Here is a 24,127-nt window from a genome sequence, read left to right as displayed (position 1 = left end):
TCATCCTGCTGGTGGTTGCCGATCCGGGCTGCCTCTATGGCGGCAATCGCCTCACTTTCGGCGCGCCCAATGGCAAGACGGTGGAGATCACCGAAATCGACCAGTTCGCGCGGGAAATGGACTGGATGGCCGATGTCGTGCGCGGCAAGGCGCCGATGGTCTCGCCCGGTGAGGAAGGCCTGCAGGACGTCCGCCTGATCCAGGCGATCCTCGACTCCGTTGCCAAGGGCGGCGCGCCCATCCGGACCGACTGGGGCTATAAGCGCGCGGTTGATCCGGCAGCGGTGGTCGACATCGTCGCCTGACGCCGCCGCGTCGAAGCAGGGCCGGCGGCACCCGTCACCGCCGGCTATGCTGTCTAAGGACGCCGATCGACCTTTGCGAGGTCCCGGGCGGTCCCCATCGTGTGCACCACGAACAACAGGATCAGGATGCTGCCGATGGTGCCGACGAACAGGTCGAAGCCGGACACTTTTCCGAAGAGACCGGGACTGGCGCCGAGCAGCATCATCGCCGCCGTCAGGCCGATTAGCACGAAGCGCAACTCCGTCGGACCGGCCGCAAGGAAGGTGAGCTTCAACTGTCCGCCGACGCGCGCATACAGAAAGGCGTGGACCGAGAGCAGAAGATAGCCTGCCAGGGCAATCAGCGCGACATCCAGCCGCACATACGGGCTAAGCCCCATCCCGCCGAGGATCAGCAGCGTCGTCAGGCCATCGCAGCTATGATCGACGAAATAGCCGTAAGAGGGCCGTTCGATATGCCGATATCGTGCGAGGCTCCCGTCCAGCGAATCCCCAAACCACTGAATCACGAACCCGGCCAGCGTCAGCCATAGCCACGCGGGCGAAACGTTGCTCCCGACATAGCCGGCAAAGATCGCAAGGGATCCGGCCATGCCGAAGCCCGTCAGGGTATCTGGCGTGACCCACGGCGGCAGTTGGCGGCAGAGGAAATTGAGCAGGCGCCGCTCCAGCGCCGCCAGCATATTCCTCTGCACGCGCTCTACCGAGTTCGGCTGCGGCGGGCTGTTCTCGTTCATGGTCTTGTCCCGACTGACGCACCTTTTATCAGGCACCGATCCCCGCCCCTTGCGCACACGCGCGCCCTTCATGGGCTCTGTGGCGTAACGATGGCGGGCGCCAATCGCTCCTGAGCGGCAAGCGATGCGTTGCGATTGCGACCTCAACCCCGCAAATCCGGCTGAGCCGAACGACCGGATCTCTAAACAGCCGCCTTGCCCGGCGGCTGGTCCGTCACACCATCTGCGGCAGCTTGGCCAGATGCTTGTCGAGCGTGATGGGATAGTCGCGCACCCGCACGCCGGTGGCATTGTAGACCGCATTCGCAATTGCCGCGCCGACGCCGCAGATGCCGAGCTCCCCCACGCCCTTGGCCTTCATCGGTGAGCTCTTGTCGTCCGCGCCATCCAGGAAGATGACCTCCTGGTGCGGGATGTCGGCGTGCACGGGCACCTCATAGCCTGCAAGATCGTGATTGACGAAGAAGCCGAAGCGGGTGTCCACCGCCAGCTCCTCCATCAAGGCGGCGCCCGCGCCCCTGGTCATCGCGCCGATCACCTGGCTGCGCGCCGTCTTCGGGTTCAGGATGCGGCCGGCGTCGCACACGGCGAGCATCCGGCGAATGCGCGTCTCGCCGGTATAAGCATCCACGGCGACTTCAACGAAATGCGCGGCGAAGGTGGACTGCTGATAGGATTTCGAGAAGGCCCGGTCGAATTCGATACTGTCTTCCGCAACGATCTCGCCGTCCCGGGCCGCATCGGCCAGCGCGATCGTGCGGCCGCCGCTGCTGACCTTGCCGTCGGCAAAATCGACGTCGGTCGAATTGAAGCCCAACCGCTGCGCCACCTGTTCGCGCAGACGAACGCAGGCTGCATAGACGCCCGCGGTAGAGCTGTTCCCGCCCCACTGCCCGCCCGAGCCGGACGAGACAGGGAAGCTGGAATCACCCAGGCGCACCACGACCTTGTCGATGTCGACGCCCATCATCTCCGCGGTTGTCTGCGCGATGACGGTGTAGGATCCGGTGCCGATGTCGGTCATGTCGGTTTCGACCGTCACGACCCCCTTCGCACCCAGCCGCACGCGGGCACCCGACTTCATCGTGATATTGTTCCGGAAGCCGGCCGCCACACCCATGCCGATCAGCCAGGATCCGTCACGCACCTGCCCCGGCTTGGGGTTGCGCCGTGACCAGCCGAACCGATCCGCACCCGTTCGTAGGCACTCGATCAGGCGCCGTTGCGAATAACGCCGCTCCGGCTTTTCCGGATCGACCTGCGTATCGTTGACGATGCGAAATTCGATCGGGTCCATGGCGAGGGCCTCGGCCATCTCGTCCATCGCCATTTCCAGTACCATCAGCCCGGGCGCTTCGCCCGGCGCACGCATGGCATTGCCCTCCGGCAGATGCAGTTCGGCCAGACGCATCGAGGTCAACCGATTGGCGCCGGCATAGAGAAGCTTCGTCTGCGAGACCGCGGTCTCGGGATCGCCCTTCGGCAGATTGCCGGACGTGCTTTCGTGCGCGATCGCGGTGAGCCGACCGTCCCGCCCGGCCGCCAGCCGCACATGCTGGATCGTGGCCGGACGATGCGTGGTGTTGTTCGCGATCTGCGGACGCGCCAGCGCGAGCTTGACCGGACGGCCGCACGCCTTGGACCCAAGGGCCGCCAGAACCGCATCTGCGCGCAGGAACAGCTTGGACCCGAAACCGCCGCCGACGAACGGTGAATCCACGCGGACATTGGCCGGATCGAGCTTCAGGGCCTTCGCCAGCTCCCGCTTGTTCCAGGCGATCATCTGGTTCGACGTCCAGATGGTGAGCGTGTCGCCCTGCCACGCCGCGATCGTGGCATGCGGCTCCATCATCGCATGGCTCTCATCCGGCGTCGTATAGACCCGGTCGATCTTCACCGGCGCGGCGGCGAAGGCACGGGCGAAATTGCCGACCTCGTCCACCTTGGGGGCGCCGCTGCCCTCGCCACTGCCGCCGCCCTGCAAGGGCGCGTTCGGTGCTTCCTTGGCCAGATTATATTTGCCGGACGCACGCGCATAATCGACCTGCACCAGATATGCCGCCGCGCGCGCCTGCTCGAACGTCTCTGCCACGACGACCGCGACCGCCTGATGATAATGTTCGATCTCAGCACCGCCGAACAGCTTGGCGGTGTTCATGTCGCCCTTTATCGGCTCAGGCACGTCCAGCGTCGTCACGACGGCCAGAACGCCGGGAGCCGCCTTGGCTTGCGCCACGTCGACGCGGTTGACCCGCCCCGTTGCGACCGCGCTACCGACCATGAAGCCATAGGCCGCATTGGGCGCGACATCGTGACGCTCATAGGCATAAGGCGCCGATCCCGTGACCTTGCGCGGCCCGTCGACCCGATCATGCGGGCGACCGACGACCTTCAGCTGATCGATCGGATTGTTGCCCGCGGGCTTGTCGAACTTCATGCGATCCTCGCTTCGTTCATGACATGGGCGATCGTTCGCTCGACCAGCGTGACCTTGAACCGATTATCCTCCGTCGGCCGGGCGCCCGCGAGCAGCGACGCCGTCGCCGCCTTGGCGCCTTGCGACCAGGCCTGGTCCGCCGCTGCCACGCGCCAGGGTTTCGGCGCGATGCCGCCGACCGCAAACCGGCCGGTGCCGTCAGGCTGCACCACCGCCGCGACTGACACGAGCGCAAAGGCATAAGACGCACGGTCGCGCACCTTGCGGTAAATGTGCGTGCCGCCCAGCGGCTTCGGCAAGGTGACGCCGGTGATCAACTCTCCCGGCTGCAACACCGTCTCGATATGCGGAGTATCGCCCCACAAGCGATGGAAGTCGCCGAACGGCACGGCCCGCGCCTGCCCTTGCGGATTGACCGTTTCAACCGTGGCATCCAGCACCCGCAGCGCGACCGCCATGTCACCTGGATAAGTGGCGATGCATTTGTCGCTGGTCCCGATGATACCGAGCTGCCGGGAATAGCCGCCAATCGCCGCGCAGCCCGATCCTGGCTTGCGCTTGTTGCACGGCATGTTGGTGTCGTAGAAATACGGGCAGCGCGTCCGCTGCAGCAGATTGCCCGCCGTGCTCGCCTTGTTGCGGAGCTGGCCGGACGCGCCGGCGACGATCGCCCGCGTCAGTACCCCATAATCGCGGCGCACACGCGCATCGGCGGCAAGCGCCGTATTGCTGACCAGCGCGCCGATCCGCAGCCCGCCCTCGGGCGTTTTCTCGATCCGGTCGAGCTTGAGGTCCTGTACGTCGACCAGATGGGGCGGTGTCTCGATCTCCAGCTTCATCAGGTCGAGCAGGTTGGTGCCGCCGGCCAGGAATTTGGCGCCGGGCTGACGGGCCACCGCGGCAGCGGCTTCGGCCGGCGTCTTGGCGCGCTCATAGGTGAAGGGTTTCATGCCCGGCTCCCCGCGACGTCGGCCATCGCCTCGGCGATGTTGGAATAGGCCCCGCAGCGGCAGATATTGCCGCTCACCCGCTCGCGCATTTCGATGTTGGTGGCCTGGGGCGCGGCGGTGATATCCGCCTGCACATGGCTCGGGACGCCCGCCTTGATCTCATCGAGCACGGCAACCGCCGAGCAGATCTGGCCCGGCGTGCAATAGCCGCACTGATAGCCGTCATGCTTCACGAACGCCGCCTGCATCGCATGCAGGTCGCCCGGCGTGCCCAGCCCCTCGATCGTGGTGACCTTGTCGCCCTGATGCTGCACCGCCAGGCTCAGGCACGAATTGATGCGCGTGCCGTTGACGATCACCGTGCAGGCGCCACACTGGCCATGATCGCAGCCCTTCTTGGTGCCGGTCAGCTGCAGATGCTCGCGCAGCGTGTCCAGCAGGGTGGTACGCGTATCCAGTTGCAGATCGTGGCGCTTGCCATTCACGGTCAGGCTGACCGGCATCGTCGCCGGCGCCGGCTGCATCCGGGGCTGCGCCTGCACCTGCGGTGTCACCGTCAGCGCCGCCGTAGCCGCGCCGGCCGCCAACATGCCGCGGCGCGAAATCTCCAGATCAGAGCTCATGATCACCGCTTCCCTTCATGCCGGCCGGCCCCTTTCCCGCCTTGTGCGATATCGCCCCCGCGAACATGCGCGCACGATCGTCTATGGCGTCTTAACCACGCGGTCCGCGCGCCTCTAGCAAATAATAGGGCCGAATTCAGATATTTCCGTCGATCTTTGCGCCTGTCACGAGAATTGCGCCCCCAAAGCCTTGCGATCGACTTTGCCGATCGCCGTCAAGGGCAGCGCCGGCATCACCGCGATATGTCGCGGAACCTGATGCCGGGCGATCCGCGGCCGCAGCCAATCTTGCAGGCCGGCAGCCTCCACTCGGCAGCCCTCCCGGGCGACGACCGCAACCGCCAGTCGTTGCCCATAATCCGGATCGGGCACGCCCACTGCAGCGACGTCGGCGATATCGGGATGGGTGAGCAAGATGGATTCCACCTCCCACGGGCTCACATTCTCACCGCCCGAAAGGATCATGTCATCGACGCGCCCGTGGAGAAACAGGCGGCCGGCACTGTCGCGGCTGGCCAGATCGCCCGAGCCCAGCCATTCGCCCGGCGAAACCGATGCACGATTACGGATGAACAGCGCGCCGATCCCGTCGGCGGCATCCCGGATCGCGACCGCCGCTCCCCACACCGGGCGGCCGATCGTGCCGGGCGCGATGGCGAGGTCGCCCGGTGTCGCCAGAAGGGAAAGCCCTGCCTCGCTTGTGCCGTACAGATTGAACAGCACGTCGCCATATTGCGCGCGGACCTGGCCCGCCAGTTGCGGCGCGAGGGGCGCGCCCCCAGAGACGATACAGCGCAATGTCCGGCGTTGGCCCAGATGCGGCAATAGCCGCTGCAGCATCGTCGGCACGACCGCGACCGTATCGATCGCCTCGCTCTCGATCAGCGCCGCCACAGCCGGCGCATCGAAGCGGCGCCGCAGATAAGCGGTTCGCCCCAGCGCAAGCGCCATGATCAATGCCGCCAGGCCAAAGCCGTGGAACAGCGGCACGGCGACGAAGACGGAACGCCGACGCTCCAGCTGAAGCGCCGCGATGAGATGGAGGAAGAGGCGCAGGACCGACGTTGCGCCTGCCTTGCGGCGCGCCGCCTTGGGCAATCCGGTCGTGCCTCCGGTCAGAACCACGATCTCGCCCGCCCGCATCCGCGGCAAAGGGGGCTGCGGCCCGCTATGTGACGTCCGGAGCGCATCGGGATCGCAGACGGTCCGACCGAACTCCGCCAGCCCCCCCGTATAATGCGCAGCCAAGATCACGCGGATGCCGTGTCGATCCAGCAATTGCGCGAGCTGCGCCGCGGGCAAATGCGGGTTGAGCAGAATGGCGCGTGCGCCGAGGCGCGATGCGGCCAGCAGCGCCCGCACCAGCGCGACGCTATTCTCGCCCAATATCCCGATCGGCTCGCCCGGCGCGACCTGATGCGCGTGCCAAAGGATCGCGGCCAGACGCTCCGCCTCCTCGGCGAGACCGGCAAGGGAGACGCTGCCCTGCTCGTCGATCAGCATTGGCGGCGGCTGCGCGGTCGATGCGCCAAATCGCGCCAGCGCGACAAGATTGGCACCGGACGCGCGCCAGGCGCGCGCCAGCGCGAGCAAGGTACCGGGCCGGATCAGGCCGCTGTTGAACAGGCGGCTGATGATCCACCTCGGGTCAGCCCCCCTCGCCATCAGCGCAGCGCCCGGCGCTGTTGCCAATCCGTCCAGGCATCCCAGGGTGTGCGCAGCGCCGGAGCCAGGACGTGGCCAGGGCCTAACCACCAGGGCGCCCAATGCCGACGCCGCGTGATCAGGCTGGCGACGATCCGTGCCGCCGCCTGATCCGGCTGCATCGCCGGCACATCGTCATAAGACGCCGTCGGCGCGATCATGCGCGTGCGAACCAGCGGCAGGTAGATCGAGGTTACCGCCACGCCCCGCGCGCGCAGCTCCGGCGCGGCACTGCGCAGCCACTGATCGAAACCGGTTTTCGACGCCTGATAGGCGGCCCAAAAGGGTGCAGGCGGCAACAGGACGTTGGCCGCCGAGACGCTGACGATCTGCCCGCCCCGCTCCAGCATGGCCGGAAGCGCGGCCAGGATCAGGCGGCAGGGACTGAGGAAGTTGATCATGTTGGTGCGGCTGATGTCGTGGAAGCGATCCAGCGCTTCGATTGCCGGCCGGCGGATCGATTTGCCCGCATTGCTGATGACGATGTCCGGCCGCAGCGCGGGCAATATCGCCGCCAGCCTCTCCACCGCAGCCATATCGTTGAGATCGCACGGATGGCAGGAGGCGCTGCCGCCGGCCGCCGCGATGTCGGCGGCCAGTGCCTCGAGCCGCGACGCCGTACGCGCCACCAGCAGCAGCCGCGCCCCGGCATGCGCCAACCGTCTGGCGACCTGCTCGCCGATCCCGAAGCTTGCGCCGGTGATCAGGATCGTGCGTCCTGCCACGACCTTGCGCAGCGCCTGTGCCGACACCTTCTGGTGAGGAAAAAGCACTCGCTCGAGCAGGGTCGACGCCATCATCCCGAGAGCTTGCTGTTTCTGCGTACGAAGTAAAGCGATGGCACGCAGCTTTGATTTCCCGGCGGCGGCCGAACTGTCCACCCTTGTCTCGCAAATGGGTGGCCCGATTGTCGGCGACAGAGCGGGCTTTTAAATCGGCGTGACTTGCGGGTAGGGACAGCCGCAGCGGAATAGCAACGACTGGAGGATAGAGGCATGCGGTTTTTTGCTGCTGGTATGACGATGCTGCTCATCGCCCTGCCGCTGCCGGCCGCGACCCCGCCGGAGCGTACGATCGTCAAGGATGCGGCCGCCCTGCGCCGACTCCAGCACAATAGCGGCATCACCCTGCAATGGATCAGCTTCGAAGCCGGCGACACGCGCGGCCATGTCCGGGTCCATACGAAGAACGGCTTGGTTCATCTGAAGGGGGAGCAACGCGATCCGGACAAGGGCGGGCTCGTGACCTTGGACGGCGACGTGGTTCAGATCGACGCGCGGCGGTTCACCTTCCGGGGCAAGATCGAGATCAGCGACGCGCCCGACAAGGGCCGTCACTGCCTGCGCGACGGCGATTACGAATTCCGCGTCACCGGCAAGCGCCGCTATTGGCGGCTGCAGCAAATGGAACAGTGCGACGGCCTCACCGACTATGTCGACATCTATTATTGAGCGCGCCGTCCGGCGGTGAAGATGCTGACCCACTGGTACAGAGCAGGGTCTTTCACCCAAATATGACGCGTCGCGCGCCGTTATCCGCATGGACGGCAGCGGGCGATCGCCGGTTCCTTGCCTCGATCGGGGCCGTCATGGCATTTGTGTCGCTGATCTGGGGCTTGGCTGCGTATGCGCCGGCGGGGACGGCTGCGGCGATGATCGTGCTGCTCGTCCTGCTCCGCCATGGGCTGCCGCTAAGGTTGCGCGCCGCTCTGCTTTGCACGCTGATCGCCGGGCTGGTCTTCTATGCCGCTTTCGCAACCGTGCCCGGCTTCTTCTGGCTGAACCGGTCGCGGCTCGACACTCTTGTCACGCAGATCCAGGCCGTGCCCGCCATCTCCGATCTGGAGCTGGGCGATGGCAAGGATTATTGCTTCCTCAATGGTAAACTGATCTCCGCCGATCGCGAACACGCCAACCCGCACGCATCGCAACCCCGTTTTTATGAGCGCGACCTGTTGCGCCAGCTGGGCGTTCCCCTGGCCACCTACCAGGCGCTCGGCAACTCTCTCGCGCGGCTTTCGCTCGGTGGATATTATCGCAACCCGACTGGCGAAATCGGACTGAGCGAGCGCGCTGTCGGCGGGACACCGTGGGTGAATTCCTTCCTGTACAGCCCGAACGGATCGGCCCCGCAATCGCTACGCCTGATAACCAGCCGGCGCTTGTCGGCCCATTGGTTCTACATCTCAGAAGGCTGAGGCGATCGTCCCGGCCGCGCGGGATACGCCATCCTTCGTCGCACGGTGAGAGAAGCGGGGCGTCAATCCGGCAGCGGCATGGCGGTAACAAGCTGAACGCGGCTCAGGCTGTCATCATATTCGAAGTGCAGCTTGATGCCGTCATAGACGAACCAGTCCCACGGATAATGGCGCAGCGGCGGAAGAAATCCGCCCGTGTCGCGGTGCGCGACCGGCTCACCCAGGGCGGCCCGAACCTCGGCGCGGGTGCTGGCGAACGACAATCCCTCCGGCAGGGAGCCGGCATATTGCTGATAGCCCGCCTCACGACCGGCGCCATAGAAGTAGACGGCGGTGCAGATCCCTGCACTGTCGACCGCCAGACCAAGACCTCGATCGGGCTGCTCGATCGACATGTCCATCCCATATTCCGGATCGTCTTCGGCGACTTGCCCGGGCGCAGCCAGAGAATAGCCTAAGATTTCGGAAAATTCGGATATGTGCCGCCCGATCAGTTCATGCTCGATCATGACGAGAGCCCATCCCACATCGGTTGCCGACGTTCAAATTCGCCGCGCCAGGCAGCGGGAAGGTTCAGCAACCCGATCCCAATGATGATCGGGACTGACAGGCATGGTTCGCCCGACATATCGGGCGCACCGTCATGAGGCGAGCGCACGCCGATAGAAAGCGAACGTCAGCAGCATCGCCTCCAGGAACAGCGCCGGATCATAACGCGGGCCCTCATCCCGCAGAAAGGCATGCTGCGCGTTCACCTCATGCCATTCGTAGGATGCGCCCACCTCTTCCAGCCGTGCCCGGATGACCTCGCGCCCCGCATAAGGAACATGCGGATCCTGCCGCCCCCACACGAACATGGCGTCCGCCTTGAGCTCGGCCATGCGCGCGAGACTGTCGTCAGACCGCCCTTCCCCCAGCGTGCCGGAATGAATGTCGGTCGGATAGAAGCAGGCCGCCGCCGAGACACGCGGATCGAGCGCGGCGCGATAGGCCAGATGCCCGCCCAGACACACGCCGAACGTCGCCAGCTTGCCGTTGCAGGCCGGGTGCGCCGCCAGCGCGCTCAGGCCTGCCTTGGCATCCGCGTCATAGGCGGCGACCGGCTTGGTGATCTTCAGCGCATTGCCCCGGTCCGTTCCCGCCGCATCATAGTTCAGGACCGCGCCGGCTGGCTCATAGTCGTGATAGACTTCCGGCACGGCGACGACATAGCCGTTGCCCGCAATCATCGCCGCCAGCCGCCGGATCGGCGCGGTCACCTGATAGATTTCCGAAAAGAGCAGCACGCCCGGGAAACGCCCCTCCCCCGCCGGCCGAAACAGGTGCATCCGCATGGCGCCGGCTCCGGGCACCTCCACGTCCTGGGTCTCGTCACTCCGCAAGATCATCGGCTCACCTCAAACGGTCCAACCCTGTGCGGGATGGCCATAGCCACACCGGAGCAAACCGGAAGAGCTTTCCGGGCCGGTCGTCTGCCACCCGATCTTGTTCTGCCGTGAAACGCCCGCCTCCTTCGACCTAGGCGCTTCAGACCTGCGCCATGCCGCCATCGACCGCCAGTTCGGCCCCCGTGGTGAAGCTGCTCTCCTCGCTGGCGAAGAAGAGCGCGGTCGACGCAACCTCACTCGCCCGCGCCAGGCGGCCGAGCGGGATCAGCTTCGTCAGCGTCTCGCGCACGTCGTCCGATGCGGCTGCGAACATCGCGGTGTCGGTCGGCCCCGGCGCCACGACATTCACGCGAATGTTGCGGGGCGCCAGTTCGTTGGCCCAGGTGCGCGCGAACGAACGCACCGCCGCCTTGGTCGCACCATAGACGCCATATCCCTTCGTGCCGACCTCGTCCGCGATCGATCCCACCAGCACCACCGATCCGCCATCCGGCATGATCGCGGTCGCAGCCTTGGTGGCGAACAGCAGCGCGCGCACGTTAAGGCCGAATGCCCTATCGAAATGATCCTCGCTGACGCCGTCCAGGGTTGCGAACTCGGAGATACCCGCACTCACCGCCAGGACATCGACCCGCCCGGACTCGCTCCGCACCGCTTGGAAAAAGGCCGTGAGCGCCGCGGCATCGGCGGCGTCGACACGGCGCGAACGCAGGACTCCCGCGCCGAAAGCCGCCTCGCCTTCCTCTGCGCGCCGGCTGGTTGCGTAAACCGTGGCGCCTTCCGCGGCAAAGCGCTCCGCAATCGCCCCGCCAATCCCGTCAAACCCGCCAATCACAACCGCGATCTTGTGTGAAAGCCTACCCATATTTTCCTCACGTCATTCTGATGACGCGGTAGGTATACATCCTATATCTAGGTGCAAGAACGCACCTGGCATTGCCTAGATAGGAAGACGTATACCCATGACGGCGGACCCAATCGAACTCCCGCTCGATGTGAACGCGACGCGACCCATCCTCGAACAAATCGCCAATAAGTGGGCCGTGCTGATCCTCACCGTTCTGTGCACGCAACCGGCGCGGTTCAACGATCTCAAACGTCGGCTCAAAGGCATCACTCACAAGGCGCTGTCGGATGCGTTGAAGCGGCTGGAACGTAACGGCTTGATCAGCCGGACGGTCTTGCCGACGCAGCCGATCGGTGTGGAATATGCCATCACAGGGCTAGGGGCTTCGCTCCGGGAGCCGTTCGCCGCGCTTTACGATTGGTCGCGTGCCAACGGCGGCGCGCTCGCAACGGCGCAAATGGCCTATGATGCAGCAAGAGGCGATGGCCGCTTGGAGGCAGAGGTATAAGGCCCTGCCAGGCGCACAACATCGACCAGACGTGCCGAGATGCCATCGTCGCCGGTTCCGCACATCCTGACGCACCATGGGCCGGCCTCGTGAAGACGCCGGCCTGCCCGGCTCCTTACGCGAGCGCCTTCAGCACCGCGTCGGCCAGTGGCGCGCTGGACGCGGGATTCTGACCGCTCAGCAGGTTGCCGTCGCGCACGACATAGGCAGCCCAGTTGGGGCCTTTCTCATAGGCGGCGCCCGATGTGCGCAGTGTCTCGGCCAGCAGCCACGGCGCATTGTCGGCGGTGCCCAGCTCCACTTCCTCCTCGTCGCTGAAGGAGGTCATCCGGCGGCCCGCGAACAGCCATCCGCCCGTCTCGGTTTTCGCGGCGAGCAGTGCGGCCTGGCCGTGGCACACAGGCGCGATGATCCGACCGGCGCGATCCGCCTCGATCAGGATGCGGCCCATGTCATCGTCCTTGTAGAGATCCTCAACCGGGCCATGGCCGCCTGGAATGACGATCGCGTCATAGTCGGAGGCCTTGATATCGGCGAGCACCAAGGGCGATGCCAACCGATCGGCAACGGCATCGAGATATCGCCTGAAATGATCGACATTGTCCTGCCCGACAACGGCTGGATTCATGCTGTGCGGATCGATCGTCGGGGCAACCCCGCCCGGCGTGGCGATATCGACGCTGCAGCCGGCCGCGACGAACTTTTCGTCCATGACGACGAACTCCTCGGCCCAAACGCCGCTCTCATATGTGGAGCCGTCCGCGCGCGTCCAAATGTTCGCGGCCGAAAGAACGATCAGTATCTTGCTCATGTGGCATCTCCTTCAAGGGCGTCGCCCATTGGATACGGTCGCGAGGAAGCGTTGCCGTCTCGCCCGACCGGCCTGGTACCTAGACGGCGATCACGGAGGCGTGTTGCCCGAAGCTGGGGATGCTTTGCCTATTCCTCCGAACCAGCTTCCCCCGGCTCGTCATGACGTTTAGCATGCCGTCATGACCCGAACGCTCCTCGACGCCGTCCAGCGCTATACGGAGGCGCATGACGATCCGGCGGGCACCGCACCGGCGAAGATTGCCGGGCTGAACCTGGTCCGCACGACGACTACGGGCGAGCTTCAATATGGCATCCAGCATGCGCTGATTTGCCTCGTGCTGCAGGGCACGAAAGACGTGACGATAGGCGGCCGCACCCTCTCTTTCCAAGCGGGCGATTCGATGCTGATCACCGCCGACGTGCCGACTGTCAGCCAGATCAGCAAAGCGAGCCGGGTTGCCCCCTATTTATCGTTCGCGCTCGATCTCGATCCAGCGCTGATCGCCGATCTGTCCGCGGAAATGAAGGTCGCGCCCTTGGAAGAGGCGATGCCGCTGACCCTGCAGCCCACCGATGTCGAGGTCGCGGATACGGCGCTGCGCTTGGTGCGGTTGCTCGATCGTCCGGCATCGATCCCCGTTCTCAAGGAATCCTTGATCCGCGAGATGCATTATTGGCTGCTCGCGGGCCGGCACGGCCCGGCCATCCGCCACCTGGGCTTTCCCGACAGCCATGCGCGCCGCATCGGCCGGGCGGTGGCAGCCATTCGCGCTGGTTTCGCGGCACCGCTGCGGGTCAAGCAGCTCGCCGCCATCGCGGGGATGAGCCCCTCCACCTTCCACCATCATTTCCGCAGCATCACGTCGCTGTCACCGCTGCAATTCCAGAAGCAATTGCGCCTCATCGAAGCGCGACGGATCATGCTCGCCGACGGCACCCCACCCAGCCACGCCGCCTATGCGGTCGGCTATGAGAGCGTACAGCAGTTCACGCGGGAATATCGACGCCTGTTCGGCCTGCCACCGGTACAGGAAACCAAAGCGGCACGACGGCGGGTTTACATGGTCGTTTGACACGTGTTCGGTGCGTGCACGCGCACTCTCCACCTCGAGCCGTCACGTTCGGCCGGCGCCAGAACGAACGCATCCAGCTGCGACTTCCGCGATCTTTGGCAATGGCGCACCCGAAGGGATTCGAACCCCTGGCCTCTGCCTTCGGAGGGCAGCGCTCTATCCAGCTGAGCTACGGGTGCCGGTGCGTTGGGAGGGCGCTTAGCAAAGCCCGCGCGCTCCGGCAAATCATGCCTGCGATTTTACCGCGCTTGTTTTCGGTGCCGGCGTTTTCGGGCGATAGGCGCACAGATCCACCTCCACGCAGCGCCAGCATTCCGGCTTGCGTGCCTTGCAGACATAGCGGCCGTGCAGGATCAGCCAATGATGGGCATGGCTGCGAAACGGCTGCGGCGTCACCTTCTCCAGCTTCAGCTCCACCGCCAGCACGTCCTTGCCGGAGGCAAGGCCGGTGCGGTTCGAAACGCGAAAGATGTGGGTGTCTACGGCGATCGTATCATGCCCGAAGGCGACGTTCAGCACGACATTGGCGGTCTTGCGGCCGACGCCGGGCAACGCTTCCAGCGCCGCGCGGTCTTCCGGCACCTCGCCACCATGCTCGGCGATCAGCTTCTGCGACAGCGCGATGACATTCTTGGCCTTCATGTTGAACAGGCCGATCGTCTTGATATGCTCTTTCAGCCCCTCCTCCCCGAGCGCGACCATCGCCTCCGGCGTGGTCACCGTCTCGAACAGGCGCCGCGTTGCCTTGTTGACGCTGACGTCGGTCGCCTGCGCGGACAGGGCGACCGCCACCAGCAGCGTATAGGGGTTCACATATTGCAGCTCCGTCTCCGGTGACGGATCGAGTTCCGCCAGCCGGCGATAAAATTCGAAGACGTCGTCGCGTTTCATGGGTGTCTTGTGCTCACCGGAATCCGTTCGTGTCGAGTAGCGTTCGAGCCTGTCGAGAACGCGCATCGAGACATTCTCAAAACCAGCCCATCTCGACACGTCATCTCGACACGCTCGATGACTGTTCGGCGCGAACGGGTGAATGGAATCAACCGCCCCTAAAAGCCCAGCATGTCGGCCATCGTATACCGGCCCGCCGGCTTGCCCGCGAGCCACAGCGCCGCCCGGATCGCCCCCTTGGCGAAGATGCTGCGATTTTCGGCACGATGGCCCAGTTCGATCCGCTCGCCGTCAGTTGCGAATACCACCTGATGGTCACCCGCCACCGATCCGCCCCGCAGGCTGGCATAATAGATGCCGCCCTCTTCCCGGGCGTGCGGCCCCTCCTGCATCCGATCGAAGCGATTGAGCGCGATCGGGCTTGCGGCACCGCGACCGATATTGGCCGACGCCCCCAGCAATAGCGCCGAACCCGACGGCGTATCGAGCTTGTGGCGATGGTGCATCTCGACAATCTCGATGTCCCAGTCCGTGCCCAGCACGCGCGCGGCCTGCTCCACCAACCGCCGCAGCACATTCATGCCGAGCGAGGTGTTGGCGGTCTGCAGGATCGCGATCTCTTCGGCCGCCGCATCGATCGCCGCATGATGCTCGGATTGCAGGCCGGTCGTTCCGATCACGATCGGCGTCCCCGCCGCGCGCGCCGCCGCCAGCGTTCCGGCCAGCGCCTCCGGCGAGGAAAAGTCGACGAGGACGTCTGCCGCCGCGGCCAAGGCGGCCGCATCGTCATGCTGCCCTTCCACTGCGCCCTCGCGGTCGATCCCGCCCGCAATCACCGCATCCTGCGCTGCCGCGGCGTTGGCGATGGCGCGGCCCATGCGGCCGGAGGCTCCGATGATGCCGATCCTGACGTTCATGCGCGCCATCTGGCACACGGGGTTCGCCTTGGCGAGGGGCTGGGGCGTCGGTTGCCAGCGGCCGCACGTCTGGATAGCGTCGCCCCGGAGGGGATGAGCATGACAAAAAGGGTGATCGCGCTGGATGCGCTGCGCGGGCTCGCTGTGGCGGGCATGATCCTGTCCACCAGTCCCGGATCCTGGTCCTTTCTCTACGAGCAGCTCGATCACGCCGCGTGGAATGGCTTCACCGCCACCGACATGGTTTTCCCCACCTTCCTGTTTTCGGTAGGGACGGCGGTGGGCCTATCTTTTCCCCGCGCGCTCTCCGATGCCGATCGTGCGCGCAGTTGGTCGCGCCTGTTGCGCCGGACGCTGGCCTTGATCGCGCTCGGCCTTGCCCTCAATCTGCTCGGCAGTTTGAGCCTTACCGAATGGCGCCTGCCCGGGATCCTGCAGCGGATCGCGCTCTGCTATGCGATCGGCGCCGGCTTGGTCCTTGCCACCGCCCGACGGCGCGGGGACGGCCTGGCGACGATCAACCTCGCCGCGATCGGCGCTGCGATCATCCTGCTGCTAGTGAGCTATTGGGCTCTGCTGACGTTCGTGCCCGTGCCCGGCTTCGGTCCGGGTCGGCTGGACCCTGAAGGCAATCTCACGGCCTTCATCGACCGCAGCCTGTTCACCACCGCGCATCTCTGGTCGCTCGGCACCAATGCGAACGGCGATGTCGTCTATGATCCGGAGGGGCTGCTCTCGACTTTGCCCGCGACCGTCAACGTCCTGATCGGGGTGCTGGCCGGATGGGCCTGGAAGCAGGCGCCCACCCCGCGCGGCATGCTGGTCCTGGGGGTCGCGGGCGCTCTGCTCGTCCTCGGCGGCCTTGCGCTCGATCCGCTCTTCCCGATCAACAAGCGGATCTGGACCAGCAGCTTCGCTCTGCTCAGCAGCGGCGTCAGCATGATCCTATTCGCCCTGCTCGCCCTCGTGCTGCGCAGCCACACCGCACGCATTGCCGCTTATCCGCTGCGCGTGTTGGGGGGCAATGCAACCCTCGCCTTCGTGCTGTCGATCCTGCTCGGCATCTTTAGTTCCTACGAGATCTTCCGGGGCGGCACGCAGACGCCGCAGGCGTGGGGCATGGCCCTGGCGCACGCAATCATCCCCGATCCGAAGCTGGCCTCGCTCGCCTGCGCGATCGCGATCTTGATCCTCATCACCGGACTGCTCTGGCCGCTCCACCGCCGGGCCATTCACTTCCGGCTGTGATCGCCCGGCCAAGGCTAGCTGCCGCAAGAATGGCGGTAACGGAGGTTTCGTAACCAGTGGGGCTAATATAAGCTTGCCGCGAAGGGACATTGCCGATGTCAAACCGCATGAGAACGGGCACGGTCGCTGCGCTTCTGGCGGCCTTGCTGGCGGGCCGGAACGCTTCCGCGCAGGTACCTTCCTCAGCGGGAGACTCGATCATCGTCGAAGGCAGGCGCCCGGCTGCTGGCGACCGCGCGCAGGATTGGGTGCGGGCGATATCGCCCTATCCGTCCAGCTATCGTGCGCTTGCCCGGTTCAACATGCCGGTCTGCTTCAGCGTCGCCGGGCTGCCGCACGATTTCGCGGTCGAAATGGCCAACCGCATGGTCGATGACGCGCAGGCTGCGCATGTCCCCCTGGCCGGCAACGGCTGCAGCCCCAACGTGCACATCTTCGTCGGCGATCCGGCAAGTGCAGGCTTCCAGAAGGCGCGCCACATGCTGGATGCGCGCGACAGCAAGGAAGGCCCTGCGTTGGTGCGGTTCATCACGACCGAACGCAGCCGCGATGGCGACCAGCGTCGCGAAGCCCGGATGACTGGCTTTTTCGCGGGAGTTGCGTCGATGAAGATCCCCGGTTCGACCGGCCTCGGCCTCGCTGCCCGCAACGATATCGATCGCGCGGTGGTCGTTCTGCCCAGCGACGCGGTGATCGGCAAGACGCCGCGCCAGCTCGCCGATTATGTCGTCATGCGCGCGCTCGCCCGCACCAATGATTATGCTGGCCCGGGCGATACGATCCTGTCGCTCTTCGCCGGCCGGCCGAATCTGCCCGAGGGCTTGACGGCGTTCGACGCCGCCTATCTGGCAACGCTGTATCGGGGGCCGGCCACCACCGATGCCGCCTCCAAATTGGGCGAGATCACAAGCGAAGTGCGCCGGCACCCATCACCCTGACCTCCCAGGCCGCCCCTTCCCCGCACTGGGTTAGCGACCGCGCGCTGTCCTCACGCCGGTGCGCCCCGTCCGCGGCGCCACTCTCAATGGAAAGCTTCCTTGACAAGGCCGGCCCGCCCTGTAAAAGGTCCTTTACAGGAGGATGCCATGCTCAAACCAAAACAATATGTGGTCGAGCTATTCGCCGCGATGGCGCTTTATGGATTGCTGCTGGTCGGCGCAAACATGGTGGAACGCGCCACCGATCCGCACGGGCCGGTCAAGCTGCTCCTGAACCTCGTGCCGATGATCGGCGTGCTGGTCGCGGCTTGGGTCATATTGCGTCACCTCTGGCGGATGGACGAGCTGCAACGCCGGATCCAGTTCCACGCTATCTCCCTATCGTTCATCGGCACCGCGCTGATCACGTTCGGATGGGGCTTTGCCGAAGGCGGCGGCGCACCGCACCTGCGCGCCTTTGCGGTCTGGCCGATCATGGGCGCGCTCTGGGGACTAGGCGTCGCCGTCGCCTCCCGTCGCTACCGATGAACAACCGCCTGAAGGAATTGCGGCTCGCGCGCGGCTGGAGCCAAAGCGCGCTCGGCGACGCGCTGTCGGTATCGCGCCAGACGGTCAACGCGATCGAGAATGGGCGCTACGACCCCAGCCTGCCGCTCGCCTTTGCGATTGCCGCCTTGTTCGAACTCAGGATCGAGGACATCTTCCAACACGAACCTGGGCCCCCGCGATCATGACAAAAACCGCCAATATCGTTATCCTTACTGGCGCGGGCATCTCCGCCGAAAGCGGGCTCGCCACCTTTCGCGGGCCGGACGGCCTGTGGGAGGGGCATCGCGTCGAGGATGTCTGCACGCCCGCGGCGCTGGCCCGCGATCGGAATATGGTGCTGCGCTTCTATGACGCGCGCCGGGCCGCGCTCGCCCAGGTCCAGCCCAATGCGGCGCATGACGCGCTGGCCCGGCTTGATCGCGAGTGGCCGGGCAACTTGCTGATCGTCACCCAGAATGTCGATGATCTGCACGAACGCGCCGGCGCCCGCCGGCTGATCCACATCCATGGCGAGTTGCTGTCGTCGCTCTGCCAGAGCTGCGGCGCGCGCGCCGCCTTCGCCGGCAGCATGCTGGACGATCCCGCCTGCGCCGCCTGCGGCCACACCGCCGCCCTCCGCCCCGACATCGTCTTCTTCGGTGAAATTCCCTATCGGATGGAGGAGATTGAGGACGCCTTGATGCAGGCGGATCTGTTCGTCTCGATCGGCACCTCCGGCGCGGTTTACCCTGCCGCCGGCTTCGTCCGCATCGCGCGCGCGGCCGGCGCTGAAACGCTGGAACTCAATCTGGAGCCTTCGGCGGGGTCGAGCCTGTTCGACGACGCCGAACATGGCCCCGCCACGCATACGGTTCCGGCATGGGTGGACCGCATCCTCTCGGCCAGCGGCCACGGGCGGACCTGAGCCGCCCTCACCCGGCGAGAAGGACCCGTTCCATCGCCCGGATCGCCTCCACATTATCATCGGCGCGAGCGGCCGATCCCGCCAGCCGGCGGCGCACGTCATCGACTCCGGTGCGACTACGCACGCCCTGCTCCACCGCCATCGCGACATATTGGTCCGCATCCCCTGCGATACCGTCGGTCCACCCAATCTGCCGCAATAATCCGGCCGCGAGCCGCTGCCGCAGGAAACGCCCTTCCAGCGTGACGATCGGCGTCCCGCGATGGATCGCCTGCCAGGCGGTCGTGTAGCCGGAGAAGGCCGGACAATCGAGCATGACATCCATCGCGTCCAGGAAGCCCGAAAAGGCCGCCGGCCCCATCCAGTCGGTCGATCGCAGATGCCGCGTCGGATCGAGCCCATGCGCGACGAAGGTCGCGGCCAGCCGCTGGATCAGCCGTTCGCTCGCCCAGGGATATTTGCGCGACCGCACGATCCAGAATTGCGCCTCGCCAATCTCCTGGGCGATCCGCGCATACAGCGCGTCGTCGGCCGGATCGAACTTCATCGGCTGCTGGCACAAAGCGAACCGGACCGCGTTCGCCTCCCGCGCCGGGCCACGCCAGGCCTCCGGCGGCCCTCCCTCGAACCGGGTCAAGACACCCGTTCCCGGCAGCCGGATCAACTGTTCGCTATAATGCGCATCGGCGTCGGCCGGCTCGATCGCATCGCCCGAAAGATACAGGTCGATCGTCGGCAGGCCGGTCGAGACCGGATGGCCCCAGCTCGCCATTTGCAGCGGCGCCAGCCGCAGCGGCGCCAGCGCCCCGGCCACCGGGTCCATCCCGACTTCGGGATAGAAGAGCATGTCCGGCGCGTCCTGGCGTATATGCTCCGCCCAGGCTTCGGCGGAACGTAACGGCCGCTGGACATGATCCACCTGCCGCTCGGCCCACTCCGTCTCGGCATCGCGCAACGGTCCGGTCTCGTACAAACGCAGGTCGAACCGTTCGCGGTCCAGCGCCGCGATCATGCCGCGCAGGATGATCTGCCAGACCGGGTGCGATCGCACATGCCCGCTCACGATGCCCAGCCGCACGCGCGCCCGGCCCTGCACGACGCGATCCGCCCGCGGCGGCCGCGGCTGCGACGACGCCTCCCGGCTGATCAGCCGCCCGAAGCGGGCCAGCGCTTGCGTCAGGTCGGCGGGGCGATAGGCCAGCAGGAACGGCTGCACCGTGCCGATCGCGGCCGCCAGCCGCCCGGGGTGGGTCCCGGCCCAGTCGTCCAGGTCCGCCGTCGCCGCCATGAAATGCTGCGCCACCTGCTGGCTCTCCGCCGCGGATCCCGTCATCATCGGGACGGTCGCCACCAGCAGCGCCAGCCGCGCCGCCGCATGGTCCGGCGCACGCGCGATCAGCGCGCGATAACAGGCGATCGCCGCATCCCGCTCCCCCAGCTCGAACAAGGCGAGGCCCAGTTGCAGCGCCGCATCGGGATAATCCGCTTTTACCGCGAGCGCCGCCCGGAACGCCGCCGCCGCATCGCCGAAGCGATCGCGCTTCATCATCACCAGCCCGAGATGATAGTGCGCCTCCGCCTGGCGCGGATCGCGGGCGATCACCTGCCGCGCGATTCGCTCCGCCTCGTCCAGCGCGCCGGTCGTGAGCAGCAGGCCCGCCGCGTTGATGTGCGCGGCAGCGGAGTGCGGGTTGCTCTGGATAGCGCGGGCGAAGCTCTCCAGCGCGGCCTTCGTCTGCCCCATCCGCACCTGGCACGTGCCGAGATTGTTCCACACCTCGCCAAGCCGCGGGTCGAGCCGCAACGCCGCCTGATAGGTCGCGGCCGCCGCCTCGATGTCGCCCAGTGCCTGCAGCACCACGCCCAGGTTATACAAAGCGGCGAGATGGTCCGGCTTCAGCGCCAGCGCCGCGCGAAACGCCGCCTCCGCCGCTTTGGGGTCGCCGCCGGCCTGCAGCACCGTACCCAGATTGGTATGGAACCCCGGCACGCGCGGATTGATCGCGATCGCCGCGCGGATCCGCCCGATCGCCCGCGCATGGTCGCCCGCCGCATAGTCGATCATGCCGAGCAGATTGATGGCGTCGGGCTGGCGCGGGTCGATCTGCAGCGCGCGCTCATAGCAGTGGCGCGCTTCCGCGAGCCGCCCCGCCTGGTGGAATTGCGTGCCCTGCGCGATGGCGGTGCGGACGGGATCGGAGCGCATGCGGCCCGTCTACCGCCAATGCCGCTCGAACCGATCCTGCAGCCCGGTCAAGATCTCATATTGGGACTGGCCCGATCGGGCGGAGAGCGCGGGCAGATCCAGCGGCAGGGTCACCCAATCGCCCTCGCGGACCGCCGCCGCCGTCACCTCGATTGCGATCAGGTCCATCGACACCCGGCCGATCAGCGGGCAGCGCACACCGCCCGCCTCCGCCCACGATCCCGCCGCCAGCGCGCGCCGATAGCCGTCGGCATAGCCCAGGTTCAGGATCGCGACCCGCGCATCGGTCAGCGTTCGCCAGCAGGCGCCATAGCCGACGCTCTCGCCCGCCGCGACATCGCGCACCTGCAAGATCTGCGCCTCGATCGCCGCGACCGGCTGGATCGCGGCCGCCTCCGCCGTCGGCTGCCCGCCATACAGCGCCACCCCCGGCCGCGTCAGATCGAAACGATAGGCCTCTCCCAGCAGGATGCCGGCCGAATTGGCCAGGCTATAGCGCCGCGCCGGCACCTGCCCCCGCACCGCCGCAAACGCCGCCAGCTGCCGCGCATTCAGCGCATGGTCCACCTCCTCGGCGCAAGCGAGATGGCTCATCAGCGTGTCGATCGTCAGCCCCTCCAGCGCGCCGCCGGTCGCCTCCTCGATCGTCAGCCCCAGCCGGTTCATCCCCGTATCGACCATGACGTCGCAAACCCCGCCGCCCGCCTCCCGCCAGCGCCGCACCTGTTCGACGCTGTTGAGCACCGGGCGCGCGGGCAAGGTCGCCGCCGCCGCCATATCCTCCGCCCGCACCCCATGCAGCACCGACACGGCGGCGCCATCGGGCAGCGCTCCCAGCGCCGCCGCCTCGCCCCAAGTCGCCACGAAGAAGTCGCGGCACCCCGCGCCCGCCAGCCGCGCCGCCACGTCGCGCGCGCCCAGCCCATAGCCATTGGCCTTGATCGCCGCGCCGCACGCCGCCGCCCCGCTGCGCGCCGCCAGCCACCGCCAGTTGGCAACCAAAGCGGAGCCGTCTAGGATCAGGCGAAGCGGCGCGGAAGCGGTCATAGGTCGTGCGCTTAGCGCCCCGCCGCGCCCGCGTCACCCACTCACACATGCTGCGCTTGCGAGCACGATTGTTGCTCATTTGCAATGGTGCGCCTTATTTTCCGATAGTCTCTGCCACGCTATTGCCGCAATGTTACAGCGCTCCTAGGAGGCAAGTCCGATCCGCAACGGCAGCGGAAACGGTCGGCAGGGCCACAGAAAACATAACCTGCACGGTGGAGAGGATGCCGTCACTGACAGGGTGGCGGGAAGCGGTTCGGCCTCACGGCCGGGCCGCTTCCTAGTTTCAGGCCCCGCCTCCCTACGGCGAAGGCTCGGGTGCAATCACCCCGCCACGCCGCATCCGCCCCCTCCCTCATGCTACGCCTGCCACCTCGCCCTTGCGGGGGGAGGATCCTCGCAAAAATCCTCCCCCGCCAGGGGGAGGTGGCGCCAAAGGCGTCGGAGGGGGAGGATGCCACGTCCTCAACCATACGGCCATACGCCCCACCCCAGCCACCCAATCCAGCCCCCGGCAAACGCCACCCCAAATCATGGTACCCACCCCGCCCCCATTCCGCTATGGCGCGCGCCATGTCCCGCCCCGCGCCTAAATCCTTCCACGTCAAGTCCTTCGGCTGCCAGATGAACGTCTATGACGGCGCCCGCATGGCCGAATTGATGCAGGCGCAGGGCATGGTGGAGGCCGGCGCCGACGAGGCCGATCTCGTCCTGCTCAACACCTGCCACATCCGCGAAAAGGCCGCCGAAAAGGTCTATTCGGACATTGGCCGCCTCGCCAAACGCCCCGCCGGCAAGCCGATGATCGCCGTCGCCGGCTGCGTCGCCCAGGCCGAAGGCGCCGAAATCCCGCGCCGCGCGCCCGCCGTCGATCTGGTCGTCGGCCCCCAGGCCTATCACCGCCTGCCCGGCCTCATCGCCGATGCCGCCGCCGGCCGCGCCGCCGTCGATACCGATATGCCGGCCGTGTCGAAATTCGATGCGCTGCCCGGCCGCCGCGCCGGCGCCCCCTCCGCCTTCCTCACCGTGCAGGAAGGTTGCGACAAATTCTGCACCTATTGCGTCGTCCCCTACACGCGCGGCGCCGAGGTCTCGCGCCCCTGGGCGGCGGTGATGGACGAGGCCCGCGCGCTCGTCGACGGCGGCGCCCGCGAGATCACCCTGCTCGGCCAGAACGTCAATGCCTGGGCCGGCACCGACGAAGCCGGCCGCCCCCAGGGCCTCGACGGCCTGATCCGCGCGCTCGACAAGCTGCCCGGCCTCGCCCGCATCCGCTACACCACCAGCCACCCCAACGACATGGCCGACGGCCTGATCGCCGCGCATGGCGACGTCGAAAGCCTGATGCCCTTCCTCCATCTGCCCGTGCAGTCCGGCAGCGATCGCATCCTGAAGGCGATGAACCGCGCCCACGACGTTGCCTCCTATCTCCGCCTGATCGATCGCGTCCGCGCCGTTCGGCCCGATATTGCCATCTCCGGCGACTATATCGTCGGCTTTCCCGGCGAGAGTGAAGCCGATTTCGAAGCGACGCTGGATGCCGTCCGCGCCGTCGGCCACGCCATGGCCTACAGCTTCAAATACAGCCCCCGCGCCGGCACCCCCGCCGCTACCATGGCCGATCAGATCGCCCCGGATGTCATGGACGAACGCCTCCAGCGCCTCCAGGCCCTGCTCGGCGCGCAACAGCTCGCCTTCAACCAGGCCACCGTCGGCCGCACCTGCGACGTGCTGATCGAGCGCGCCGGCAAGCGCCCCGGCCAGAAGCTCGGCAAATCCCCCTGGCTGCAATCCGTCCTGATCGACGGCGGCGAGATCGGCGACTTGGTCGAGGTGGAGATCACC

The 24,127-nt window shown here is 66.5% G+C and carries 24 protein-coding genes, 1 tRNA gene and 1 pseudogene; 11 read left to right on the top strand and 15 right to left on the bottom strand.

The annotated features are described in order from the left end of the window. Positions 1–305, top strand: a pseudogene (locus ACOJSI_RS13105) (gfo/Idh/MocA family oxidoreductase); the annotation flags it as partial. Between the two features lie 53 nt (positions 306–358). On the opposite strand, the gene ACOJSI_RS13100 reads toward ACOJSI_RS13105, so the two are convergent. The 6 genes from ACOJSI_RS13100 to ACOJSI_RS13075 all read right to left on the bottom strand — a co-directional run bounded on the left by ACOJSI_RS13100 (position 359) and on the right by ACOJSI_RS13075 (position 7,556). Beyond that, positions 359–1,042: a CDP-alcohol phosphatidyltransferase family protein gene (locus tag ACOJSI_RS13100; protein ID WP_420138739.1), complete on the bottom strand. Its 684-nt coding sequence runs from the start codon at positions 1,040–1,042 to the stop codon at positions 359–361. Between the two features lie 214 nt (positions 1,043–1,256). Then, positions 1,257–3,479 (bottom strand): aldehyde oxidoreductase molybdenum-binding subunit PaoC, encoded by a 2,223-nt coding sequence (gene paoC / locus ACOJSI_RS13095; RefSeq protein WP_420138738.1) that lies wholly within the window; start codon positions 3,477–3,479, stop codon positions 1,257–1,259. Beyond that, positions 3,476–4,429 carry an FAD binding domain-containing protein gene (locus tag ACOJSI_RS13090; RefSeq protein WP_420138737.1) on the bottom strand — a complete coding sequence of 318 codons (954 nt, stop codon included), beginning with the start codon at positions 4,427–4,429 and terminating at the stop codon, positions 3,476–3,478. The genes paoC and ACOJSI_RS13090 overlap by 4 nt, the downstream gene beginning before the upstream one ends. Next, positions 4,426–5,052, bottom strand: a complete 627-nt coding sequence (paoA, locus tag ACOJSI_RS13085) for an aldehyde dehydrogenase iron-sulfur subunit PaoA (RefSeq protein ID WP_420138736.1) — start codon at positions 5,050–5,052, stop codon at positions 4,426–4,428. Before paoA ends, ACOJSI_RS13090 begins: the two co-directional genes overlap by 4 nt. A 165-nt stretch (positions 5,053–5,217) precedes the next feature. Then, positions 5,218–6,717, bottom strand: a complete 1,500-nt coding sequence (locus ACOJSI_RS13080; RefSeq protein ID WP_420138735.1) for a class I adenylate-forming enzyme family protein — start codon at positions 6,715–6,717, stop codon at positions 5,218–5,220. Continuing rightward, a complete protein-coding gene (locus ACOJSI_RS13075; protein WP_420138734.1) occupies positions 6,717–7,556 on the bottom strand; it encodes an SDR family NAD(P)-dependent oxidoreductase in 840 nt (279 codons plus the stop codon). Before ACOJSI_RS13075 ends, ACOJSI_RS13080 begins: the two co-directional genes overlap by 1 nt. A 216-nt stretch (positions 7,557–7,772) precedes the next feature. Between ACOJSI_RS13075 and ACOJSI_RS13070 the strand changes: the two genes are divergently transcribed. Both ACOJSI_RS13070 and ACOJSI_RS13065 read left to right on the top strand, forming a co-directional pair. Next, positions 7,773–8,207, top strand: a complete 435-nt coding sequence (locus ACOJSI_RS13070) for a hypothetical protein (protein ID WP_420138733.1) — start codon at positions 7,773–7,775, stop codon at positions 8,205–8,207. Positions 8,208–8,269: 62 nt separating this feature from the next. After that, a complete protein-coding gene (locus ACOJSI_RS13065; protein ID WP_420138732.1) occupies positions 8,270–8,953 on the top strand; it encodes a hypothetical protein in 684 nt (227 codons plus the stop codon). A gap of 62 nt (positions 8,954–9,015) precedes the next feature. On the opposite strand, the gene ACOJSI_RS13060 is transcribed toward ACOJSI_RS13065, so the two are convergent. From ACOJSI_RS13060 to ACOJSI_RS13050, 3 genes are all read right to left on the bottom strand, one after another. Further along, positions 9,016–9,462 carry a hypothetical protein gene (locus ACOJSI_RS13060; protein ID WP_420138731.1) on the bottom strand — a complete coding sequence of 149 codons (447 nt, stop codon included), beginning with the start codon at positions 9,460–9,462 and terminating at the stop codon, positions 9,016–9,018. 132 nt (positions 9,463–9,594) lie between these two features. Continuing rightward, on the bottom strand, positions 9,595–10,341 hold the full coding sequence (locus tag ACOJSI_RS13055) for a dienelactone hydrolase family protein (protein ID WP_420138730.1): 747 nt from the start codon (positions 10,339–10,341) through the stop codon (positions 9,595–9,597). A gap of 139 nt (positions 10,342–10,480) precedes the next feature. Continuing rightward, positions 10,481–11,206 (bottom strand): SDR family NAD(P)-dependent oxidoreductase, encoded by a 726-nt coding sequence (locus tag ACOJSI_RS13050; protein ID WP_420138729.1) that lies wholly within the window; start codon positions 11,204–11,206, stop codon positions 10,481–10,483. Positions 11,207–11,303: 97 nt separating this feature from the next. Here ACOJSI_RS13050 and ACOJSI_RS13045 point away from each other — a divergent pair, with 97 nt between their 5' ends. Further along, positions 11,304–11,696 carry a winged helix-turn-helix transcriptional regulator gene (locus tag ACOJSI_RS13045; RefSeq protein ID WP_420138728.1) on the top strand — a complete coding sequence of 131 codons (393 nt, stop codon included), beginning with the start codon at positions 11,304–11,306 and terminating at the stop codon, positions 11,694–11,696. Between the two features lie 115 nt (positions 11,697–11,811). On the opposite strand, the gene ACOJSI_RS13040 is transcribed toward ACOJSI_RS13045, so the two are convergent. Continuing rightward, the gene (locus ACOJSI_RS13040) at positions 11,812–12,507 is read right to left on the bottom strand and encodes a type 1 glutamine amidotransferase domain-containing protein (protein ID WP_420138727.1); all 696 of its coding nucleotides are present in this window, start codon (positions 12,505–12,507) and stop codon (positions 11,812–11,814) included. A 181-nt stretch (positions 12,508–12,688) separates the two neighbouring features. Between ACOJSI_RS13040 and ACOJSI_RS13035 the strand changes: the two genes are divergently transcribed. Continuing rightward, a complete protein-coding gene (locus ACOJSI_RS13035) occupies positions 12,689–13,582 on the top strand; it encodes an AraC family transcriptional regulator N-terminal domain-containing protein (protein WP_420138726.1) in 894 nt (297 codons plus the stop codon). Between the two features lie 102 nt (positions 13,583–13,684). Here the strand turns inward: ACOJSI_RS13035 and ACOJSI_RS13030 are convergent. The 3 genes from ACOJSI_RS13030 to dapB form a co-directional block, all read right to left on the bottom strand. After that, positions 13,685–13,761, bottom strand: a tRNA-Arg gene (locus tag ACOJSI_RS13030). A gap of 46 nt (positions 13,762–13,807) precedes the next feature. Beyond that, positions 13,808–14,473 (bottom strand): endonuclease III, encoded by a 666-nt coding sequence (gene nth, locus ACOJSI_RS13025; protein WP_420138725.1) that lies wholly within the window; start codon positions 14,471–14,473, stop codon positions 13,808–13,810. Positions 14,474–14,631: 158 nt separating this feature from the next. Further along, positions 14,632–15,390: a 4-hydroxy-tetrahydrodipicolinate reductase gene (dapB, locus tag ACOJSI_RS13020; protein ID WP_420138724.1), complete on the bottom strand. Its 759-nt coding sequence runs from the start codon at positions 15,388–15,390 to the stop codon at positions 14,632–14,634. 99 nt (positions 15,391–15,489) lie between these two features. Between dapB and ACOJSI_RS13015 the strand changes: the two genes are divergently transcribed. From ACOJSI_RS13015 to ACOJSI_RS12995, 5 genes are all read left to right on the top strand, one after another. Beyond that, positions 15,490–16,638 (top strand): acyltransferase family protein, encoded by a 1,149-nt coding sequence (locus ACOJSI_RS13015; RefSeq protein WP_420138723.1) that lies wholly within the window; start codon positions 15,490–15,492, stop codon positions 16,636–16,638. Between the two features lie 107 nt (positions 16,639–16,745). Next, positions 16,746–17,576, top strand: coding sequence for a hypothetical protein (locus ACOJSI_RS13010; RefSeq protein WP_420138722.1), 831 nt, complete (start codon positions 16,746–16,748; stop codon positions 17,574–17,576). Between the two features lie 147 nt (positions 17,577–17,723). Beyond that, complete coding sequence (locus ACOJSI_RS13005) at positions 17,724–18,104, top strand: hypothetical protein (RefSeq protein WP_420138721.1); 381 nt, start codon at positions 17,724–17,726, stop codon at positions 18,102–18,104. Then, on the top strand, positions 18,101–18,310 hold the full coding sequence (locus ACOJSI_RS13000; RefSeq protein ID WP_420138720.1) for a helix-turn-helix transcriptional regulator: 210 nt from the start codon (positions 18,101–18,103) through the stop codon (positions 18,308–18,310). The genes ACOJSI_RS13005 and ACOJSI_RS13000 overlap by 4 nt, the downstream gene beginning before the upstream one ends. Then, positions 18,307–19,029: an NAD-dependent deacylase gene (locus tag ACOJSI_RS12995; protein ID WP_420138719.1), complete on the top strand. Its 723-nt coding sequence runs from the start codon at positions 18,307–18,309 to the stop codon at positions 19,027–19,029. Before ACOJSI_RS13000 ends, ACOJSI_RS12995 begins: the two co-directional genes overlap by 4 nt. A 7-nt stretch (positions 19,030–19,036) precedes the next feature. Here the strand turns inward: ACOJSI_RS12995 and ACOJSI_RS12990 are convergent, their stop codons facing one another. After that, complete coding sequence (locus ACOJSI_RS12990; protein ID WP_420138718.1) at positions 19,037–21,235, bottom strand: tetratricopeptide repeat protein; 2,199 nt, start codon at positions 21,233–21,235, stop codon at positions 19,037–19,039. A gap of 9 nt (positions 21,236–21,244) precedes the next feature. Further along, positions 21,245–22,282, bottom strand: a complete 1,038-nt coding sequence (alr, locus tag ACOJSI_RS12985) for an alanine racemase (protein ID WP_420138717.1) — start codon at positions 22,280–22,282, stop codon at positions 21,245–21,247. Positions 22,283–22,843: 561 nt separating this feature from the next. On the opposite strand from alr, the gene miaB reads away from it, so the two are divergent. After that, positions 22,844–24,127 (top strand): tRNA (N6-isopentenyl adenosine(37)-C2)-methylthiotransferase MiaB (gene miaB / locus ACOJSI_RS12980; RefSeq protein ID WP_420138716.1); only part of this gene is annotated, 1,284 nt, incomplete at its 3' end.

It is taken from the genome of Sphingomonas sp. (assembly GCF_048595155.1).
GTDB lineage: Bacteria > Pseudomonadota > Alphaproteobacteria > Sphingomonadales > Sphingomonadaceae > Sphingomonas_I.
This window is presented reverse-complemented; position numbering and strand designations above follow the sequence as displayed.

What these genes read in the sequence shown, in the direction of transcription:
- dapB (WP_420138724.1), bottom strand. Translation starts at nt 15,390, where the DNA reads ATGAACGTCAGGATCGGCATCATCGGAGCCTCCGGCCGCATGGGCCGC.
- ACOJSI_RS13090 (WP_420138737.1), bottom strand. Translation starts at nt 4,429, where the DNA reads ATGAAACCCTTCACCTATGAGCGCGCCAAGACGCCGGCCGAAGCCGCT.
- ACOJSI_RS13055 (WP_420138730.1), bottom strand. Translation starts at nt 10,341, where the DNA reads ATGATCTTGCGGAGTGACGAGACCCAGGACGTGGAGGTGCCCGGAGCC.
- ACOJSI_RS13100 (WP_420138739.1), bottom strand. Translation starts at nt 1,042, where the DNA reads ATGAACGAGAACAGCCCGCCGCAGCCGAACTCGGTAGAGCGCGTGCAG.
- ACOJSI_RS13015 (WP_420138723.1), top strand. Translation starts at nt 15,490, where the DNA reads ATGACAAAAAGGGTGATCGCGCTGGATGCGCTGCGCGGGCTCGCTGTG.
- ACOJSI_RS13070 (WP_420138733.1), top strand. Translation starts at nt 7,773, where the DNA reads ATGACGATGCTGCTCATCGCCCTGCCGCTGCCGGCCGCGACCCCGCCG.
- ACOJSI_RS13045 (WP_420138728.1), top strand. Translation starts at nt 11,304, where the DNA reads ATGACGGCGGACCCAATCGAACTCCCGCTCGATGTGAACGCGACGCGA.
- ACOJSI_RS13000 (WP_420138720.1), top strand. Translation starts at nt 18,101, where the DNA reads ATGAACAACCGCCTGAAGGAATTGCGGCTCGCGCGCGGCTGGAGCCAA.
- ACOJSI_RS12995 (WP_420138719.1), top strand. Translation starts at nt 18,307, where the DNA reads ATGACAAAAACCGCCAATATCGTTATCCTTACTGGCGCGGGCATCTCC.
- paoC (WP_420138738.1), bottom strand. Translation starts at nt 3,479, where the DNA reads ATGAAGTTCGACAAGCCCGCGGGCAACAATCCGATCGATCAGCTGAAG.
- ACOJSI_RS13050 (WP_420138729.1), bottom strand. Translation starts at nt 11,206, where the DNA reads ATGGGTAGGCTTTCACACAAGATCGCGGTTGTGATTGGCGGGTTTGAC.
- alr (WP_420138717.1), bottom strand. Translation starts at nt 22,282, where the DNA reads ATGACCGCTTCCGCGCCGCTTCGCCTGATCCTAGACGGCTCCGCTTTG.
- ACOJSI_RS13080 (WP_420138735.1), bottom strand. Translation starts at nt 6,717, where the DNA reads ATGGCGAGGGGGGCTGACCCGAGGTGGATCATCAGCCGCCTGTTCAAC.
- ACOJSI_RS13065 (WP_420138732.1), top strand. Translation starts at nt 8,270, where the DNA reads ATGACGCGTCGCGCGCCGTTATCCGCATGGACGGCAGCGGGCGATCGC.
- ACOJSI_RS13010 (WP_420138722.1), top strand. Translation starts at nt 16,746, where the DNA reads ATGAGAACGGGCACGGTCGCTGCGCTTCTGGCGGCCTTGCTGGCGGGC.
- ACOJSI_RS13060 (WP_420138731.1), bottom strand. Translation starts at nt 9,462, where the DNA reads ATGATCGAGCATGAACTGATCGGGCGGCACATATCCGAATTTTCCGAA.
- ACOJSI_RS13035 (WP_420138726.1), top strand. Translation starts at nt 12,689, where the DNA reads ATGACCCGAACGCTCCTCGACGCCGTCCAGCGCTATACGGAGGCGCAT.
- ACOJSI_RS13075 (WP_420138734.1), bottom strand. Translation starts at nt 7,556, where the DNA reads ATGATGGCGTCGACCCTGCTCGAGCGAGTGCTTTTTCCTCACCAGAAG.
- ACOJSI_RS13040 (WP_420138727.1), bottom strand. Translation starts at nt 12,507, where the DNA reads ATGAGCAAGATACTGATCGTTCTTTCGGCCGCGAACATTTGGACGCGC.
- ACOJSI_RS13005 (WP_420138721.1), top strand. Translation starts at nt 17,724, where the DNA reads ATGCTCAAACCAAAACAATATGTGGTCGAGCTATTCGCCGCGATGGCG.
- paoA (WP_420138736.1), bottom strand. Translation starts at nt 5,052, where the DNA reads ATGAGCTCTGATCTGGAGATTTCGCGCCGCGGCATGTTGGCGGCCGGC.
- ACOJSI_RS12990 (WP_420138718.1), bottom strand. Translation starts at nt 21,235, where the DNA reads ATGCGCTCCGATCCCGTCCGCACCGCCATCGCGCAGGGCACGCAATTC.
- nth (WP_420138725.1), bottom strand. Translation starts at nt 14,473, where the DNA reads ATGAAACGCGACGACGTCTTCGAATTTTATCGCCGGCTGGCGGAACTC.